16 protein-coding genes are annotated in these 15,567 nt (G+C 73.3%); 6 read left to right on the top strand and 10 right to left on the bottom strand.

Annotated elements, in window-relative coordinates:
• Positions 1-81: 81 nt before the first annotated feature.
• Both ACW69E_RS15040 and ychF read right to left on the bottom strand, forming a co-directional pair.
• Positions 82-453: a hypothetical protein gene (locus ACW69E_RS15040; protein WP_457498736.1), complete on the bottom strand. Its 372-nt coding sequence runs from the start codon at positions 451-453 to the stop codon at positions 82-84.
• A gap of 165 nt (positions 454-618) precedes the next feature.
• The gene (gene ychF / locus ACW69E_RS15035; RefSeq protein ID WP_457498735.1) at positions 619-1,707 is read right to left on the bottom strand and encodes a redox-regulated ATPase YchF; all 1,089 of its coding nucleotides are present in this window, start codon (positions 1,705-1,707) and stop codon (positions 619-621) included.
• A 139-nt stretch (positions 1,708-1,846) separates the two neighbouring features.
• On the opposite strand from ychF, the gene ACW69E_RS15030 reads away from it, so the two are divergent.
• Positions 1,847-2,524: a DUF6542 domain-containing protein gene (locus tag ACW69E_RS15030; RefSeq protein ID WP_457498734.1), complete on the top strand. Its 678-nt coding sequence runs from the start codon at positions 1,847-1,849 to the stop codon at positions 2,522-2,524.
• Here ACW69E_RS15030 and ACW69E_RS15025 read toward each other — a convergent pair.
• Entirely contained in the window at positions 2,521-3,501 is a 981-nt protein-coding gene (locus ACW69E_RS15025; RefSeq protein WP_457498733.1) for a 4-hydroxy-3-methylbut-2-enyl diphosphate reductase, read from the bottom strand. The genes ACW69E_RS15030 and ACW69E_RS15025 overlap by 4 nt on opposite strands.
• 121 nt (positions 3,502-3,622) lie before the next feature.
• On the opposite strand from ACW69E_RS15025, the gene xseA reads away from it, so the two are divergent.
• Positions 3,623-4,843 carry an exodeoxyribonuclease VII large subunit gene (xseA, locus tag ACW69E_RS15020; protein ID WP_457498732.1) on the top strand — a complete coding sequence of 407 codons (1,221 nt, stop codon included), beginning with the start codon at positions 3,623-3,625 and terminating at the stop codon, positions 4,841-4,843.
• Between the two features lie 40 nt (positions 4,844-4,883).
• Entirely contained in the window at positions 4,884-5,174 is a 291-nt protein-coding gene (locus ACW69E_RS15015) for an exodeoxyribonuclease VII small subunit (protein ID WP_457498731.1), read from the top strand.
• 149 nt (positions 5,175-5,323) lie between these two features.
• On the opposite strand, the gene ACW69E_RS15010 is transcribed toward ACW69E_RS15015, so the two are convergent.
• Positions 5,324-5,962 carry a DUF4245 domain-containing protein gene (locus ACW69E_RS15010; RefSeq protein WP_457498730.1) on the bottom strand — a complete coding sequence of 213 codons (639 nt, stop codon included), beginning with the start codon at positions 5,960-5,962 and terminating at the stop codon, positions 5,324-5,326.
• Positions 5,963-6,131: 169 nt separating this feature from the next.
• Between ACW69E_RS15010 and glpX the strand changes: the two genes are divergently transcribed.
• Positions 6,132-7,166, top strand: a complete 1,035-nt coding sequence (gene glpX, locus ACW69E_RS15005) for a class II fructose-bisphosphatase (RefSeq protein ID WP_457498729.1) — start codon at positions 6,132-6,134, stop codon at positions 7,164-7,166.
• Positions 7,167-7,314: 148 nt separating this feature from the next.
• On the opposite strand, the gene ACW69E_RS15000 is transcribed toward glpX, so the two are convergent.
• Positions 7,315-7,674, bottom strand: a complete 360-nt coding sequence (locus ACW69E_RS15000; RefSeq protein ID WP_237878002.1) for a WhiB family transcriptional regulator — start codon at positions 7,672-7,674, stop codon at positions 7,315-7,317.
• 265 nt (positions 7,675-7,939) lie between these two features.
• Complete coding sequence (locus ACW69E_RS14995) at positions 7,940-8,905, bottom strand: hydrogen peroxide-inducible genes activator (protein WP_457498771.1); 966 nt, start codon at positions 8,903-8,905, stop codon at positions 7,940-7,942.
• Between the two features lie 192 nt (positions 8,906-9,097).
• On the opposite strand from ACW69E_RS14995, the gene ACW69E_RS14990 reads away from it, so the two are divergent.
• Positions 9,098-9,652 carry a peroxiredoxin gene (locus ACW69E_RS14990; RefSeq protein ID WP_457498728.1) on the top strand — a complete coding sequence of 185 codons (555 nt, stop codon included), beginning with the start codon at positions 9,098-9,100 and terminating at the stop codon, positions 9,650-9,652.
• A 17-nt stretch (positions 9,653-9,669) separates the two neighbouring features.
• A complete protein-coding gene (locus tag ACW69E_RS14985) occupies positions 9,670-10,236 on the top strand; it encodes an alkyl hydroperoxide reductase (protein WP_457498727.1) in 567 nt (188 codons plus the stop codon).
• 104 nt (positions 10,237-10,340) lie between these two features.
• Here the strand turns inward: ACW69E_RS14985 and ACW69E_RS14980 are convergent, their stop codons facing one another.
• The 4 genes from ACW69E_RS14980 to ACW69E_RS14965 all read right to left on the bottom strand — a co-directional run bounded on the left by ACW69E_RS14980 (position 10,341) and on the right by ACW69E_RS14965 (position 15,564).
• Positions 10,341-12,458 (bottom strand): SpoIIE family protein phosphatase, encoded by a 2,118-nt coding sequence (locus ACW69E_RS14980; RefSeq protein WP_457498726.1) that lies wholly within the window; start codon positions 12,456-12,458, stop codon positions 10,341-10,343.
• 47 nt (positions 12,459-12,505) lie between these two features.
• Positions 12,506-13,183 carry a class I SAM-dependent methyltransferase gene (locus ACW69E_RS14975; protein WP_457498725.1) on the bottom strand — a complete coding sequence of 226 codons (678 nt, stop codon included), beginning with the start codon at positions 13,181-13,183 and terminating at the stop codon, positions 12,506-12,508.
• A gap of 176 nt (positions 13,184-13,359) precedes the next feature.
• Positions 13,360-14,043 (bottom strand): cytidylyl-2-hydroxypropylphosphonate hydrolase, encoded by a 684-nt coding sequence (gene fomD, locus ACW69E_RS14970; RefSeq protein WP_457498724.1) that lies wholly within the window; start codon positions 14,041-14,043, stop codon positions 13,360-13,362.
• A gap of 114 nt (positions 14,044-14,157) precedes the next feature.
• The gene (locus tag ACW69E_RS14965; protein ID WP_457498723.1) at positions 14,158-15,564 is read right to left on the bottom strand and encodes a class II fumarate hydratase; all 1,407 of its coding nucleotides are present in this window, start codon (positions 15,562-15,564) and stop codon (positions 14,158-14,160) included.
• Positions 15,565-15,567: the final 3 nt, after the last annotated feature.

Below are 15,567 nucleotides of genomic sequence, written 5' to 3'. Positions count from 1 at the left end.
GTCTCGCCGCGGACAGGCGTTGGGTCTCGCCGGTCGCTCATGCCTGCCCTGCGGAGTGCGGGGACAGCCTTGACCGATCAGTCAGCGGTTCGGCGGAAGACCGTCAGCGAGTTCCTGGTACGCGTCCATGACATCACCCATATGCAGTGTGGTCGCCTCGTCCTCCGACGGGACTCCGGAGCTGCCATGCGCGTCGTAGAGCCGCAAGTCCCGAGCCGCGGCAGCCTTCCGGGCGAGTTCGCGCGCGAAGCGGCCATTACCGAGCTGGTCGACCATGCCATTGGTGACGACGAGGTCACATGATGTGCGCAGTGCGACCGCTGCCTCGTCAGTGAGGGCATCACCTTGAGCTTCCGGGAACGACTCCGCGATCAGTGCCAGCTCGTCGGCCGAATAAGCGGGGAAACTTGCCTGGCTGGAGCTCCCCCGTGACATGGAGCCCCAGCCAGGCATCAGCGGTAGCTGATCACGGCCCTGGCACAGACCGGCCCGCGGTCCCGAGGGGGATAGCCGTGGCGGTATCAGGGAGCAACCGCGGAGTCCTCGCGGACCCTGCGTGGACCGCGAAGGCCGCCCGACCCGCTGCGTTGCGGGTCGGACGGCCTTTCGCCGGACGTGTCAGACGTTGAAGCGGAACTCCACCACGTCGCCGTCGCGCATCACGTAGTCCTTGCCCTCCATGCGGGCCTTGCCGCGGGCGCGGGCCTCGGCCACCGAGCCCGCCTCGACCAGGTCCTCGAAGGAGATGACCTCGGCCTTGATGAAGCCCTTCTGGAAGTCGGTGTGGATCACGCCGGCCGCCTCGGGGGCCGTGGCGCCCTTCCTGATCGTCCAGGCGCGGGCCTCCTTCGGGCCCGCCGTCAGGTACGTCTGAAGGCCGAGGGTGTCGAAGCCGACACGGGCGAGGGTGGCCAGGCCCGGCTCCTCCTGGCCGACCGACTGGAGCAGTTCCAGGGCCTCGTCCTCGTCCAGCTCGGCGAGGTCGGACTCCAGCTTGGCGTTGAGGAAGATCGCCTCGGCCGGGGCGACCAGCTTGCGCTGCTCCTCCTTGAACGCCTCGTCGCCCAGTTCGTCCTCGTCCACGTTGAAGACGTAGAGGAAGGGCTTGGTGGTGAGCAGGTGCAGGTCGTGCAGGAGCCCGGCCCGCTCGGAGCCCTGGACGATGCCGGCCGAGAACAGCGTGCGCCCCTCGTCCAGGATGGCCTTGGCCTCCTCGACGGCCTTGACCTTGGGCTGGACATCCTTCTTGATCCGGGACTCCTTCTGGAGCCGGGGCAGGACCTTCTCGATGGTCTGGAGGTCGGCGAGGATCAGCTCGGTGTCGATCGTCTCGATGTCGTCCTTCGGCGAGACCCGGCCGTCGACGTGGACCACGTTCTCGTCGTCGAAGGCACGGATGACCTGGCAGATCGCGTCCGACTCGCGGATGTTCGCCAGGAACTTGTTGCCCAGCCCCTCGCCCTCGCTCGCGCCGCGCACGATGCCGGCGATGTCGACGAAGTCGACGGTCGCGGGCAGGACGCGCTGGGAGCCGAAGATCTCCGCGAGCCGGGCGAGCCGGGGGTCGGGGACGCCGACGACGCCGACGTTCGGCTCGATGGTGGCGAACGGGTAGTTGGCCGCCAGCACGTCGTTCTTGGTCAGGGCGTTGAACAGGGTCGACTTGCCGACGTTGGGCAGGCCGACGATTCCGATCGTGAGCGACACGTGGCGACTTCCCGTAGCGAGAGGATCTGGGTGGACCGGCCCGGATGGGGGCCGATCCACCAGTCTACGGGCACTCCAAAGGACGGCCCTGGCGTGTCCGTGCCCGGCCCCGGGCCGGTGCCCGGCCTACGTTGGTGCGGTGGAGCAACACAGTGCGCGCATCCCCCGTCTCCGTCCGCGACGCCGGACGGCGCAGCCCCCATCCCCCGAAGCCGCGAAGAGCACGCGCCGGGCCGCGCCGGAGCGGCCCGAGCCGGACCCGCCGCGCGCGGATGCCCGGACCGGCCCGCCCGCCCGGCGCGAGTGGCCGCCGGGCGCGCGCCTGACCGGGCTGGGCTGCGGGCTGCTGGCCACGGGCGCGATGCTGCTGGCCGGCGGGCTCGACGCGCTGCTGCTGGACGGCCGGCCCGCCGTCTACGGGGTCTCCTTCGTGCTGGTCAGCGCCGTGTGCGCGCTGTGGGTGCGCCCGGCCGACCTGGCCGCCGCGCCGATCGCCGTGCCCATCGCGTTCACCGCCGGACTGGTCTTCGTCAGCGGCGGCTCGGGCGGTCCGGCGGACCGGCTGGTGGAGCTGGTGACCGCGCTGGCCGTGCACGCCGGATGGCTCTACGGGGGCACGCTGACCGCCGTGGCCCTGGCGGTCGCCCGCGGGCGGGCCGGCCGCAGGGCCGGCGCCAGGCGTGCCGGGTCCCGCGGGGCGAGGAGGGCCGGGGCCCGGAGCGGAAGGGCCGGGACACGGAGGCGGGCCGCGGCCCCGCCCGCCCCCGCCGGCGCGGAGGGCGGCGGGGAGCGGCCCGCGGGGCAGCCCGCCGGTTAGCCGGCGGCCTTGCGTCCGGCCTCGGCCCGCAGATCCCGGCGCAGCTCCTTGGGGAGGGAGAAGGTCAGTTTCTCCTCCATCGGCTGGACGACCTCCACATCGCCGTAGCCGCGTTCGGCCAGCCACTCCAGGACGCCCTCGACCAGTACGTCCGGCACCGAGGCGCCCGAGGTGACGCCGACGGTGGCGACCCCCTCCAGCCATGCCTCGTCGATCTCGGAGGCGTTGTCGACCAGGTGGCCGTCCTTCGCCCCCGCGCCGAGGGCGACCTCGACCAGACGCACGGAGTTGGAGGAGTTCTTCGAGCCGACGACGATGACCAGGTCGGATTCGGCGGCGACCTGCTTGACAGCGGTCTGGCGGTTCTGGGTGGCGTAGCAGATGTCGTCGCTCGGCGGGCTGACCAGCGCCGGGAACCGCTGCTTGAGCGCGTCGACCGTCTCCATCGTCTCGTCGACCGACAGCGTGGTCTGGGAGAGCCAGACGACCTTCTCGGGGTCGCGCACCTCGACGTTCTCCACGTCCCCGGGGCCGTCGACCAGCGTGATGTGGTCGGGTGCCTCGCCGCTGGTGCCGATGACCTCCTCGTGGCCCTCGTGGCCGATCAGGAGGATGTCGTAGTCGTCCTTGGCGAAGCGGACGGCCTCCTTGTGGACCTTGGTCACCAGGGGGCAGGTGGCGTCGATGGTCGCCAGCTTCCGCCGCTCGGCCTCCTCGTGGACGACCGGGGCGACCCCGTGGGCGGAGAAGATCACGATGGAGCCCTCGGGCACCTCCTCCGTCTCGTCGACGAAGATCGCGCCCTTCTTGCGCAGGGTCTCCACCACGTACTTGTTGTGGACGATCTCCTTGCGCACGTAGATCGGCGCGCCGTACTGCTCCAGCGCCTTCTCGACGGCGATCACGGCGCGGTCGACGCCCGCGCAGTAGCCGCGGGGCGCGGCGAGGAGGACCCGGCGTGCGGTCGTAGCAGTCATGGGGCCATCGTACGGGCCCGGCCCGCGGGCGCCCGGCGGGGCGTGACGGGCGGGCAGAGGGGTGGGCGGACGGGCGGGTGGGCGGGCCCCGGTTGTCGGCGGGTGCGGCTAGCCTCCTTCCATGGCTCTCAACACGTCGCCCGAGGCGCCGGTCCCCGTCGGCGAGGTGTCGCGGCTGATCGGCGGATGGATCGACCGGCTGGGCGCGGTGTGGGTGGAGGGGCAGATCACCCAGCTCTCCCGGCGCCCCGGCGCGGGGATGGTGTTCCTGACCCTGCGCGACCCCTCCTACGACGTCTCGCTGACCGTGACCTGCTACCGCGCCGTCTTCGACAAGGTGGCGGACGTGGTGGGCGAGGGCGCCCGGATCGTGGCGCTGGGCAAACCGGAGTGGTACGCGCCGCGCGGTCAGCTCTCCCTGCGGGTGAGCGAGATCCGGCCGGTGGGGATGGGCGAGCTGCTGGCGCGGCTGGAGCAGCTGAAGAAGTCACTGGCCGCCGAGGGCCTGTTCGCGGCCGAGCGGAAGAAGCCGCTGCCGTTCCTGCCCGGTCTGGTCGGCCTGGTCACCGGCCGCGCCTCCGCCGCCGAGCGGGACGTGCTGGAGACTGCGCGGCAGCGCTGGCCCGCCGTCCGCTTCGCCGTGCGCAACGTGGCCGTGCAGGGCGTGCACGCGGTGCCGCAGGTGATCGACGCGGTGCGGGAGCTGGACGCCGACCCGGCCGTGGACGTGATCATCGTGGCCCGGGGCGGCGGCAGCGTGGAGGATCTGCTGCCCTTCTCCGACGAGCGGCTGGTGCGGGCGGTGGCCGGCTGTGTCACCCCGGTGGTCTCGGCCATCGGGCACGAGCCGGACACCCCGCTGCTGGACCTGGTCGCCGACCTGCGCTCCCGTACGCCCACCCATGCGGCCAAGGACGTCGTGCCGGACGTGCGCGAGGAGCTGGAGCGGGTGCGGCAGCTGCGCGAGCGCGCGCTGCGGGCGGTCGAGGGGATGCTGGAGCGGCAGGAGCGGGGGCTGGCGGACACCATGAGCCGCCCGGTGATGGCCCGGCCGTACACGATGGTGGCCGAGCGCGAGGAACAGGTCGCGGCGGTGCTCGACCGCGCCCGGCGGACGTTCGGGCATCTGCTGGCGCGGGCCGAGGCGGAGCTGGAGCACACCGCCGCCCGGGTCGTCGCCCTCTCCCCCGCCGCGACGCTCGCACGCGGCTACGCGGTGCTGCAGCGGGCCGACGGCAGCGCGGTGCGGGCGGCGCGGGAGGTGGCCGACGGCGAGCGGCTGCGCGCCCGGGTGGCCGAGGGGGAGCTGACGGTGGTCGCGCGGCGGGGCGAGGAGGAGTGAACAGGCCGCGCTGTCAGGCCCGGACACTAGGCTGAGGCGCATGACAGACACGAGCACGGACGCCCCGCCGGCCGGGGAGATGGGCTACGAGCAGGCGCGCGACGAGCTGGTCGCCGTGGTCCGCCGTCTGGAGGCGGGTGGCTCCACGCTTGAGGAGTCGCTGGCGCTGTGGGAGCGGGGCGAGGAGCTGGCCGCGGTCTGCCGCCGCCGGCTGGAGGGCGCCCGTGCGCGACTGGACGCGGTGCTGGCCGAGGACGGGGAGGACTCCGGCGGGGCCGCGGACGAGGCGGGGCCGGCGGACGGCGGCACGGCCGCGGACGGGCGGGAGTGACGGGGTAAGGCCCTCCCTCCTCTCGCGCCCGGCGTGCGAGGAGGCCGCCGCAGCCGGCCGGGGAGCGTCTGCCGGGAGGGTCCGAAGGCGGCGGGCCGCCGGAACCGGGGTTCCGGCGGCCCGCCGCCGCTCCCGGCCGGTGCCCGCGATCAGTCCTTTCCGGACGCCCCGGCCTCCTGGGTCTCCTGGGACTTCGCGGGCTCGCCGCCCGTACCGGCCTCGCCGGCCTCTTCGCCCTCCCCCGGCTCCCCGGCCCGCTCCGCCTCCAGCGAGGCGGCCAGCCGTGTGAGGCTCTCGAGGGACGCGGTGCCCGTCACCACCGTGGTCACCCCGGACTCCCGCCGGACGAGCGCGTCGTACTTCTCGCCCTCGTAGCGCTCCCACTCCTCGCCGCCGACCGTCTGGGCCCGGTCGGCCGGCTCCGCCCCGTGGGTGACGCTCCGGACGAACTTCTCCGGATCGCCGTCGCTCTGCTCGACGGCCGCGTACTGGTCGTCCGGGTCCATGAAGCCCAGGTGCCACACGGCCCCGAGGTCGCTCTGCCGCTTGTAGCTCACCGAGGTCGCGCGCCAGGTGTCCGGCAGCCCCGCGGGCGCCGCCACCGGGTACGGCGCCGCGCGCCGCGCCGTGACCAGTTCCACGTCGTAGCTGACCGGGCGGACCGGGTCCAGTGAGTCGTCGTGCGGGACGAGCAGGTACACGAACCCCGCACCCAGAAGGATCACCAGCAACGACAGCACCATGTCCCGGGCCGTCTGCCTACCGCGCTTGTTCTCCGTGCTTGCCACGCCTCCATGGTCCCCCATGCCCGTTTCCGCCCGGACCACCACCCCCGTCGCGCTCATCCGTGGGGCAGCCTGCTCACTTTGCGACTGCTCCGGATAGGGTCGAAGGCACCCTCAACACTTCGGCCGTCGCGTTCGGACGCCGTACAGACGTGCAGAAAGGTGCGTCACGATGACCGATCACCACCACCTTCCCTCCCAGCTCGAAGTAAGCCCCGAGGCACCCGACCGCAACCTCGCCCTCGAACTCGTCCGCGTGACCGAGGCGGGCGCCATGGCATCGGGCCGCTGGGTCGGCCGCGGCGACAAGAACGGCGCGGACGGTGCGGCCGTCCGCGCGATGCGCACCCTGGTCTCCACCGTCTCGATGAACGGCGTCGTCGTCATCGGCGAGGGGGAGAAGGACGAGGCCCCGATGCTCTACAACGGAGAGCGCGTGGGCGACGGGACCGGCCCGGAGTGCGACGTGGCCGTGGACCCGGTGGACGGCACGACGCTGACCGCCAAGGGCATGGGCAACGCGGTGTCGGTGCTGGCCGTGGCCGAGCGCGGCTCGATGTTCGACCCCTCGGCCGTGTTCTACATGGACAAGCTCGCCACCGGCCCGGAGGCGGCCGAGTTCGTCGACATCACCGCCCCGCCCTCGGTCAACATCCGCCGGGTCGCCAAGGCCAAGGGCGGCACGCCGGAGGACGTCACCGTCGTCATCCTCGACCGGCCGCGCCACGACGGCATCGTCAGGGAGGTGCGGGAGTCCGGCGCCCGGATCAAGTTCATCTCCGACGGCGACGTGGCGGGCGCGATCATGGCCGTCCGCGAGGGCACGGGCGTGGACCTGCTGCTGGGCATCGGCGGTACGCCGGAGGGGATCATCGCCGCCTGCGCGATCAAGTGCCTGGGCGGTGTGATCCAGGGACGGCTGTGGCCCAAGGACGACGAGGAGCGGCACAAGGCGATCGACGCGGGCCACGACCTGGACCGGGTGCTGACCACCGACGACCTGGTCAGCGGCGACAACGTGTTCTTCGTCGCCACCGGCATCACCGACGGAGACCTGCTGCGGGGGGTGCGCTACCGCGCGGAGACGGCCACCACCCAGTCCCTGGTGATGCGGTCGAGGTCCGGCACGATCCGCCAGATCGACTCCACCCACAAGCTGTCCAAGCTGCGCGCCTACAGCGCGGTCGACTTCGACCGGGCCCGCTGACGCGCCCGGCGGCGGGCCGGGCGGCCCGCCGCCGCGGGGGCGCGGGAGAAGGTCCCGGACCGGCCGGAAGGCGGAGCCGGCGCCGGGACCGGTATCGGTGGCGGCGGCGTGCGGGCGCCGGGCGGGAGCCGGGGTGCGGCGGGAGGTGTCAGGCGATGCGGGACACCTGGGCCGGCTGTCCCAGCTCGGCGTCGTGGCGACGGCGGCGGGCGAGCACCACTCTGCGCTCGGCCGCGGTCAACCCGCCCCACACTCCGTACGGTTCGGGCTGGAGCAGCGCGTGCTCACGGCACTCGACGAGCACCGGGCAGCGTGCGCAGACCCGCTTGGCCGCCTGCTCGCGCGAAAGGCGGGCCGCCGTGGGCTCCTTGGAGGGCGCGAAGAACAGGCCGGCCTCGTCCCTGCGGCAGACCGCCTCGGAGTGCCACGGTCCGGTTTGCTCGCGCGAGGAGGTGCGCTGGACGGGGACGACGGCGGCCTGCGGAGACTGATGCGGCGTTTGCAGCACGGTCCACTCCTGACGACGGCTACGGCTGTTCGATCTTTCGATTGAGTCACCCTGACCCGCCTTGCTGCGCACGGCAGTTCGCGCTGCGGCCGTACGAGAGACGATGCATCGGCTCTACCCACTGTGCGCACGCTTATGCATACGGTGGCGTACGGCCGGACGGCCCGCCGCGCGCCCCTCCGGCGGCGCCCGGCCAGGGGTGCGGCGGCCGTGTGCGCAGCGTGACGTGCGGCGGGTCGGGCGGCCGCACCGGCCCGCCGCACCGTCAGTCCACGATGCGCACCGGAAGCGGACGCATTGCCTCCCGCAAATCCTTGGCGAGCACCGCGAACTCGTCCCGCCGCGCCGCTCCCGCCCGCATCGCCAGACCGATCCGCCGCGAGGGGGCGGGGTCGGCGAAGCGCGCGGTCGCCAGCAACTCGTTGCGCTCCGTCTCCACGTGCAGCGAGGTGCGCGGCAGCAGCGTCACGCCCAGCCCGCCGGCGACGAGCTGGACCAGGGTGGACAGCCCCGCAGCGCTCGTGGTGGCCGGCACCCCGTCGGTCCGCCCGGCCTCGCGGCACACGTCCAGGGCCTGCTCGCGCAGGCAGTGCCCCTCGTCCAGGAGCAGCAGGTCAAGACCGCGCAGCGTCTCGCGGGGCAGGCGGTCCCGGCCGGCCAGTTCGTGTCCGCTCGGGGTCACCAGCACGAAGTCCTCGTCGAACAGGGGCACCGTCTCCACCCCGCCGGCGTCCGCGGTCCGCGGCGCGCCGGGCGGCACCGCGAGCAGCAGCAGGTCGAGCCGCCCGGCCACCAGGCCGTCGAGCAGCGAGGCGGTCTGCTCCTCGTGCACCTGCAGATCCAGTGCCGGATAGCGATCGTGAACGAGCCTCAGGACCGTCGGCAGCAGGTAGGGGGCGCAGGTCGGGATCACTCCCAGTCGCAGCGCGCCCGTGAAGGGGGCGCGTGCCGCCTCCGCCTCCTCCAGCAGTTCCTCCACCGCGTCCAGCACTGTCCGGGCTCTGGACGCCAGGCGCTCACCCGCCGGGGAGAGCAGTACTCTTCGCGTCGTACGCTCCAGCAGCTTCACGCCCAGCGACTCCTCCAGCGCCGCGACGGCACCCGAGAGAGCCGGCTGGCTCATCCCGAGCTCCGCGGCGGCCTCCCGGAAGTGGAGGTTGTCCGCCACGGCCGCGAACGCCCGCAACTGGGACAGCGTGGGCCTGCGGGCCTCCCCCCTGCCGTGCGGCACGGGCCCCTGGTGGGGGCGCCTGCGGGACTCCTGGCCCGGCCTGTGCGCCGACAGGGTCACTGATAACCACCTCCGATCAATGCCAGTGAGTCTAGCTATTTCTGTGATCAATGTTGGCTATGGCAGTGTGGATCGCGTCCAACCCTCAGGAAAGCCCCACGACGGGGCGTTTCCACGCAACAAGGAGCGAGCGTGCTCACTGTCGGTGACAAGTTCCCCGAGTTCGATCTGACCGCCTGTGTGGACCTCGACGCCGACAAGGCGTTCGAGCAGATCAACCACAAGACGTACGAGGGCAAGTGGAAGGTCGTCTTCTTCTGGCCGAAGGACTTCACCTTCGTCTGCCCGACCGAGATCGCCGCCTTCGGCAAGCTGAACGACGAGTTCGCCGACCGCGACGCCCAGATCCTCGGCGTCTCGGGCGACTCGGAGTTCGTGCACCACGCCTGGCGCAAGGACCACGCCGACCTGCGCGACCTGCCGTTCCCGATGCTGGCCGACCCCAAGCACGAGCTGATGCGGGCCTGCGGCGTCGAGGGCGAGGACGGCTACGCCCAGCGCGCCGTCTTCATCGTCGACCAGAACAACGAGATCCAGTTCACCATGGTGACCGCCGGCTCCGTCGGCCGTAACCCCAAGGAGGTCCTGCGGGTCCTGGACGCCCTGCAGACCGACGAGCTGTGCCCCTGCAACTGGTCCAAGGGCGAGGACACCCTCGACCCGGTCAAGCTGCTCTCGGGCGAGTGAAGGGCTGAGACGACGACATGGCTCTCGACGACCTGAAGTCGGCGCTGCCGGCCTACGCCAAGGACCTCAAGCTCAACCTCGGCTCCGTGATAGGCAATTCCGACCTGCCCCGGCAGCAGCTGTGGGGCACGGTGCTGGCCTGCGCGATCGCCTCGCGCTCGCCGAAGGTGCTCACCGAGCTGGAGCCGGAGGCGAAGGCCAACCTCTCCCCCGAGGCGTACACCGCCGCCAAGGCGACCGCGGCCGTCATGGCGATGAACAACGTCTTCTACCGCACCCGGCACCTGCTGTCGGACCCGGAGTACGGCACCCTGCGCGCGGGCCTGCGGATGAACGTCATCGGCAACCCGGGCGTGGACAAGACCGACTTCGAGCTGTGGTCGCTGGCCGTCTCCGCGGTCAACGGCTGCGGGCAGTGCCTGGACTCCCACGAGCAGGTGCTCCGCAAGGCCGGTGTGGACCGCGAGACGGTCCAGGAGGCCTTCAAGATCGCCTCCGTCATCCAGGCCGTCGGCACCGTGCTGGACGCCGAGGCCACGCTGGCCGGAGCGCAGGCGGACGCCCCGGCGGCCGCCGCGGTCTGACGGATCGCCGCGGACCGGCGGTCCGCCGCGAACCCTCCGCGTGAACGGAACGGACCCCGCACCACCGGTGGTGCGGGGTCCGTTCCGTTCACCCCGCGGCCGCGCTACGGCAGGGGCAGCTCGAACCAGACCACCTTGCCGGTGCTCAGCCTCGTCGCGCCCCAGCGCCGGGCCAGCCGGTTGACCAGATACAGGCCCCGGCCGCCCTCGTCCGTCGCCCTGGCCTGCCGCAGCCTGGGCAGCTGCGGCACGTCGTCCCCGACCTCGCAGCGCAGCGTGTCGGTGCGCAGCAGCCGCAGCGTGATGGGCCGCTCGGCGTAGCGGACGGCATTGGTCACCACCTCGCTGACCAGCAGTTCCACCGAGTCCGACAGATCCGCCAGGTCCCAGCGCTCCAGCGCGCGCCGCGCCAGGCGGCGGGCCTGCCGCGCGGTCTGGGCACGGGGGTCGAGGTACCAGTAGGCCACGTCGCTGGGCGGGATGCCGTCGAAGCGGGCGGCCAGCAGCGCGATGTCGTCGTCCCGGTCGCCGGGACCGAGGATGTCCAGCACCTCGTCGCACAGCGGTTCCAGCGGCGGCGGGGTGTCGGGGCGGGTCAGCCCCGCGGTGTCGGTGAGCTTCTCGCGCAGCTGCTCGATGCCGGTCCACACGTCCCGGTGACGGGACTCCACCAGGCCGTCGGTGTAGAGCAGCAGCGTGGCGCCGGCCGGGGCGTCCAGCTCCACCGCCTCGAAGTCCACGCCGCCCACCCCGATGGGCGCCCCGGCCGGGACGCGCAGCACCTCGGCGTGGCCGTCGCGGTGCAGCATCACCGGCGGCGGGTGCCCGGCGTTGGCCACCACGATCCGGTGGGCGACCGGGTCGTAGACGGCGTACAGGCAGGTCGCCATCCGGTCGCTGCCCAGGCGCTGGGCCTGCTCGTCGAGGTGGTGCAGCACCTCCTGCGGCGGCAGGTCGAGCCCGGCCAGGGTCTGGGCGGTGGTGCGCAGCTGGCCCATGATCGCCGCGGAGGTCATGGAGTGGCCCATGACGTCTCCGACGACCAGGGCCACCCGGCCGCCGGGCAGCGGTATCGCGTCGTACCAGTCGCCGCCCACCCGGGCGGTCTCGGCCGCCGGGAGGTAGCGGCTGGCCAGCGTCACCCCGGTGGGCTGGGGCAGCTCGTCGGGGAGCATGGTGCGCTGGAGCTCGTCGGCGATGTACGCCTCGCGCCCGTAGAGCACCGCCTTGTCCACGCCCAGCGCGGTGTGCGTGGCCAGCTGCGCGGCCACCAGCAGGTCGTCGCCCTCGAACGCGGCCCGGTCGGGGCGGCGCAGGAACACGGCCGCGCCGATGACCCGGCGGCGCCCGCGCAGCGGGGCGAGGATCGCCCGGCGTCCGGCCGGGATCTCGCGGGCGGGGCCGAGCAGCTCGGGCAGCGCCTCGCGGACGGTGGGCGCGTCGCCGAAGACCGGGCGCACCCCGCGCAGCACCTCGGCCAGCGGGCCGCCGCGCACCTCGATCAGCTCCGGCGTTCCGCTCGCCGCGCCCTCCGGCGCGGCGGTGAGCAGGGGCAGCGGGAACTCCCCGGTGTCGGAGGGGTCGGCCTCGGCGGAGGCCGGGGCAGCGTAGTCGGGCAGCCGGTCGGTGCGGCGCAGCCGCAGCAGGAAGGGCCCGGTGGGGCGCTCGTCCCCCACCGGCAGCGGATCACGCAGATAGACCAGGATCGCGTCCGAGAACGCCGGGACGCTGGCACGGCACAGCCCGAGCACGGTCTCGTCCAGGTCCACGCCGCGGGCGATCCGCCGGGTGGCGGCCCCCACGAAGCGCAGCCGGTCGCCTCCGCGCCGCTCCCGCTCGGCCCGCTCGTCCGGCTCCTCCGACTCGTCCGTGCCGGGGTGCCCCGCCGTCGGCCCGGCGGCCGGGTCGGCGGGCTCCGGCGCGGCGGGACGGCTGCGGCCGGCCGGCTCGTCGCCGCCCGCGGGCCGGGCGTGGCCGGTGTGCGGGCACCCCCCGGCGGCCGGTGCGGGCGCCTGTGGCGGGGCGGGGGCGTCCCGGGGTGCGGCGGCCGCCAGATCCGACGCGCCCGGCTCGTCCCGGGGATCGGGAAGCGCGGCGTGCGCGGCGTCGGCGCGCCCGGCCGTTCTCTCCGGCGCGGGCGCGGCCGTACGAGCACCGCCGCCCATCGGCCGGGCAGCGGACTGTCGGGGGGTCGGATACTCCGTCACGCGTTGGGTTTCCATCCGTCCGGGGCCGCGCCGTGCATCGGGCGGGCCCAGCGCTTGAGGACTCAGGGGCGTCGGCAGTTGAGGAAGACCTGTATCTCGGGGGAGACGTCCGTACTGGCCGGCGCGTACGCGAACGTCTCCTCCCCGTCGATCTCGAAGCCCGCGTCGGCCACCACCTGGCGCAGCTCCTCCCGCAGGTAACCGGATACCCGGATCGTGTGGCCCAGGAACGGGATGGCGAAGTCGTCCACGTCCGCCTCGACCATGCCGAGCGCCAGCAGCCCGCCGGGGCGCAGCCGGCCGTGCAGCATCCGCAGGGCGACGGGGATCTCCTTGCGCGGCAGCATCAGCAGCGAGAAGAAGGCGGCGGCGCCGTCGAAGGGCTCCAGACCTGCGTGCTCCAGGTCGGCGAGGTCCATCAGGCGGAAGTCGGCGCCGGGGACGTTGGCCCGGGCCAGCTCGATCATGCCGGGTGAGATGTCGATGCCGGTGACCCGGTGGCCCGCGTCGGCGAGCTGCCGGGCGGTGGGGACCCCGGTGCCGCAGCCGACGTCGAGCACCCGCGAACCGGCGGGCAGCTCCTTCGCCAGCCAGGCGCCGGCGCCCAGCTGCCCCTCCTTGTGGGGGAAGACGTCGTCGTAGCGGTCGCCGATCGCGTCGAACGCCTCGGCCTGTCCGGCGCGGTCGATGGCCGCTCTGTCGTAGCCCGTGTACACCTGATGGCCTTCCGTGTCGTTCACGCTGGGGCTCCTCTCGCGGCGGTGCGCCAAATCCCTTTGACGGAAAGGGAGTTCGCTGTGATGGGCTTTCCGCCGGGTCCGGGGGTGATCCTACTTTCGGCGCCCGGGGGCGCAGCAAGGGAATGCGGAACGTCCTCAGCCATCATGCGAGACGCGCGGCCACCCCACCAGCCCTTTCATCCGATCCGTACGGGTTCGCGGTCCCAGTCGCGCGGCAGCGGCGGAGTCCGCCAGGCGGGATCGGGCCGCCAGTCCTCCCATCCGTCGCCGAAGGGGCTGCCCCAGTCGCGCACCACCTCCACCGCGCGCCGCCCGGCGGCCCGTACGCGCTCGGCCTGGGCGGCGTCCATCAGGCCGGCGCGCTGCGCCTGCTCGAACTCGTCCTCGTCCCGCCACTGCCAGGTGCGGTCGGGGTGGACGGTGATGTCCAGGAAGTGGTCCTCGGAGTCCACACCGCCCGCCCAGCGGCGCAGGGGCTCCTCCAGGTTGACGTACCAGTTCCGGAACCGCCAGCCGCGGTCCCAGAACAGCCACACCGACCAGGGCTCGCCGGCCCGCGCGAGCTTGAGGACCCCGGTGCCGAACCACCGCGACCGCACCGTCCGGCGCGGCTTGGTGTAGCGGGTGGCGAGCGGCTCGCGGTGCACGGGCGTGCCGTCGGCGAGCTCCGGCTTGACGCAGACGGTCCCCGGCGCCATCCACACGGCGAGCAGTTCGGGGGTGTCGCGGACGACGGTCACCGGGCGGCAGATGTGCAGGGCGTCGCCGCCGTTGGCCCGGTACCGCCACAGGATGTGCTCGCCGGCCCTCCAGCGGGTGCCGCCCGCCGCGTGTGTGTGATCCGCCGTGTCCGCCGTCATGCACGGATCTTAGGCCCGCGCCGGGGGCCGGGCCCAGGATCCGGGCCCGGCCCCCGGCTCCGCGCCGCGGGCCGGGGGCGGGGGCGGCACGGGTCGGGAGCGGGCCCGGGCGGATCAGGGACGGGTCATGCGCAGCACGTCCAGGGCCTGGTCGAGCTGCTCCAGGGTGAGCTCGCCGCGCTCGACGTAGCCGGCCTCCAGGACCACCTCGCGGATGGTCCTGCGCTCGGCCAGGGACCGCTTGGCGACCTTCGCGGCCTCCTCGTAGCCGATGTAGCGGTTGAGCGGGGTCACCACGGACGGGGAGGACTCGGCGTACTCGCGGGCCCGCTCGGCGTCGGCCTCGATACCGTCGACCGTGCGGTCGGCCAGCAGCCGGGAGGAGTTCGCCAGCAGCCGGACCGACTCCAGCAGGTTCCGGGCGATGACGGGGAGCATGACGTTCAGCTCGAAGTTGCCCGACGCGCCGGCCACCGCGACCGTGGCGTCGTTGCCCATGACCTGCGCGGCGACCATCAGGACCGCCTCGGGAACCACCGGGTTGACCTTGCCGGGCATGATCGAGGAGCCGGGCTGGAGGTCGGGCAGGCGGATCTCGGCCAGCCCGGTGCGCGGGCCGGAGGACATCCAGCGCAGATCGTTGCAGATCTTGGTCAGGCTCACGGCGATGGTGCGCAGCTGCCCGGAGGTCTCCACCAGGGCGTCCCGGGCGCCCTGGGCCTCGAAGTGGTCGCGGGCCTCGGTCAGCGGCAGCCCGGTGTCGCGGGCGATCTCGGCGATGACGGCCGCGGAGAAGCCCGGCGGGGTGTTGATGCCGGTGCCCACCGCGGTGCCGCCCAGCGGCAGCTCGGCCAGGCGCGGCAGGCAGGCTCGCAGCCGCTCCACCCCGTAGCGCACCTGCGCCGCGTAGCCGCCGAACTCCTGGCCGAGCGTGACGGGCGTGGCGTCCATCAGATGGGTGCGGCCGGCCTTGACGACCTCGGCGAACTCCTCCGCCTTGCGCTCCAGCGCCCCTGCCAGGTGCTCCAGCGCGGGGATCAGGTCGCCGGTGACGGCGGCGGTGGCCGCGATGTGGATGGAGGAGGGGAAGACGTCGTTGGAGGACTGGCTGGCGTTGACGTGGTCGTTGGGGTGCACCGGCGCGCCCAGCCGCTCGCTCGCGAGGGTGGCCAGCACCTCGTTCATGTTCATGTTGGAGGAGGTGCCGGAACCGGTCTGGAAGACGTCCACGGGGAAGTGGTCGTCCCAGCGGCCCTCGGCGACCTCCTCGGCGGCCTGTTCGACGGCCCGGGCCAGACCCGCGTCCAGGACGCCGAGTTCGGCGTTGACCCGGGCCGCGGCGGCCTTGATCCGGGCCAGCGCCTGGATGTGCGCTCGTTCCAGGCGCCGGCCCGACAGGGGGAAGTTCTCCACGGCGCGCTGCGTCTGTGCCCGCCATCTGGCATGGGCCGGCACCCGCACCTCACCCATGGAGTCGTGCTCGATCCGGTATTGCCGCTTGTCGTCGCTCGTCCCGGTCATGGG

This window comes from Streptomyces sp. SS8 (assembly GCF_054072955.1).
This window is presented reverse-complemented; position numbering and strand designations above follow the sequence as displayed.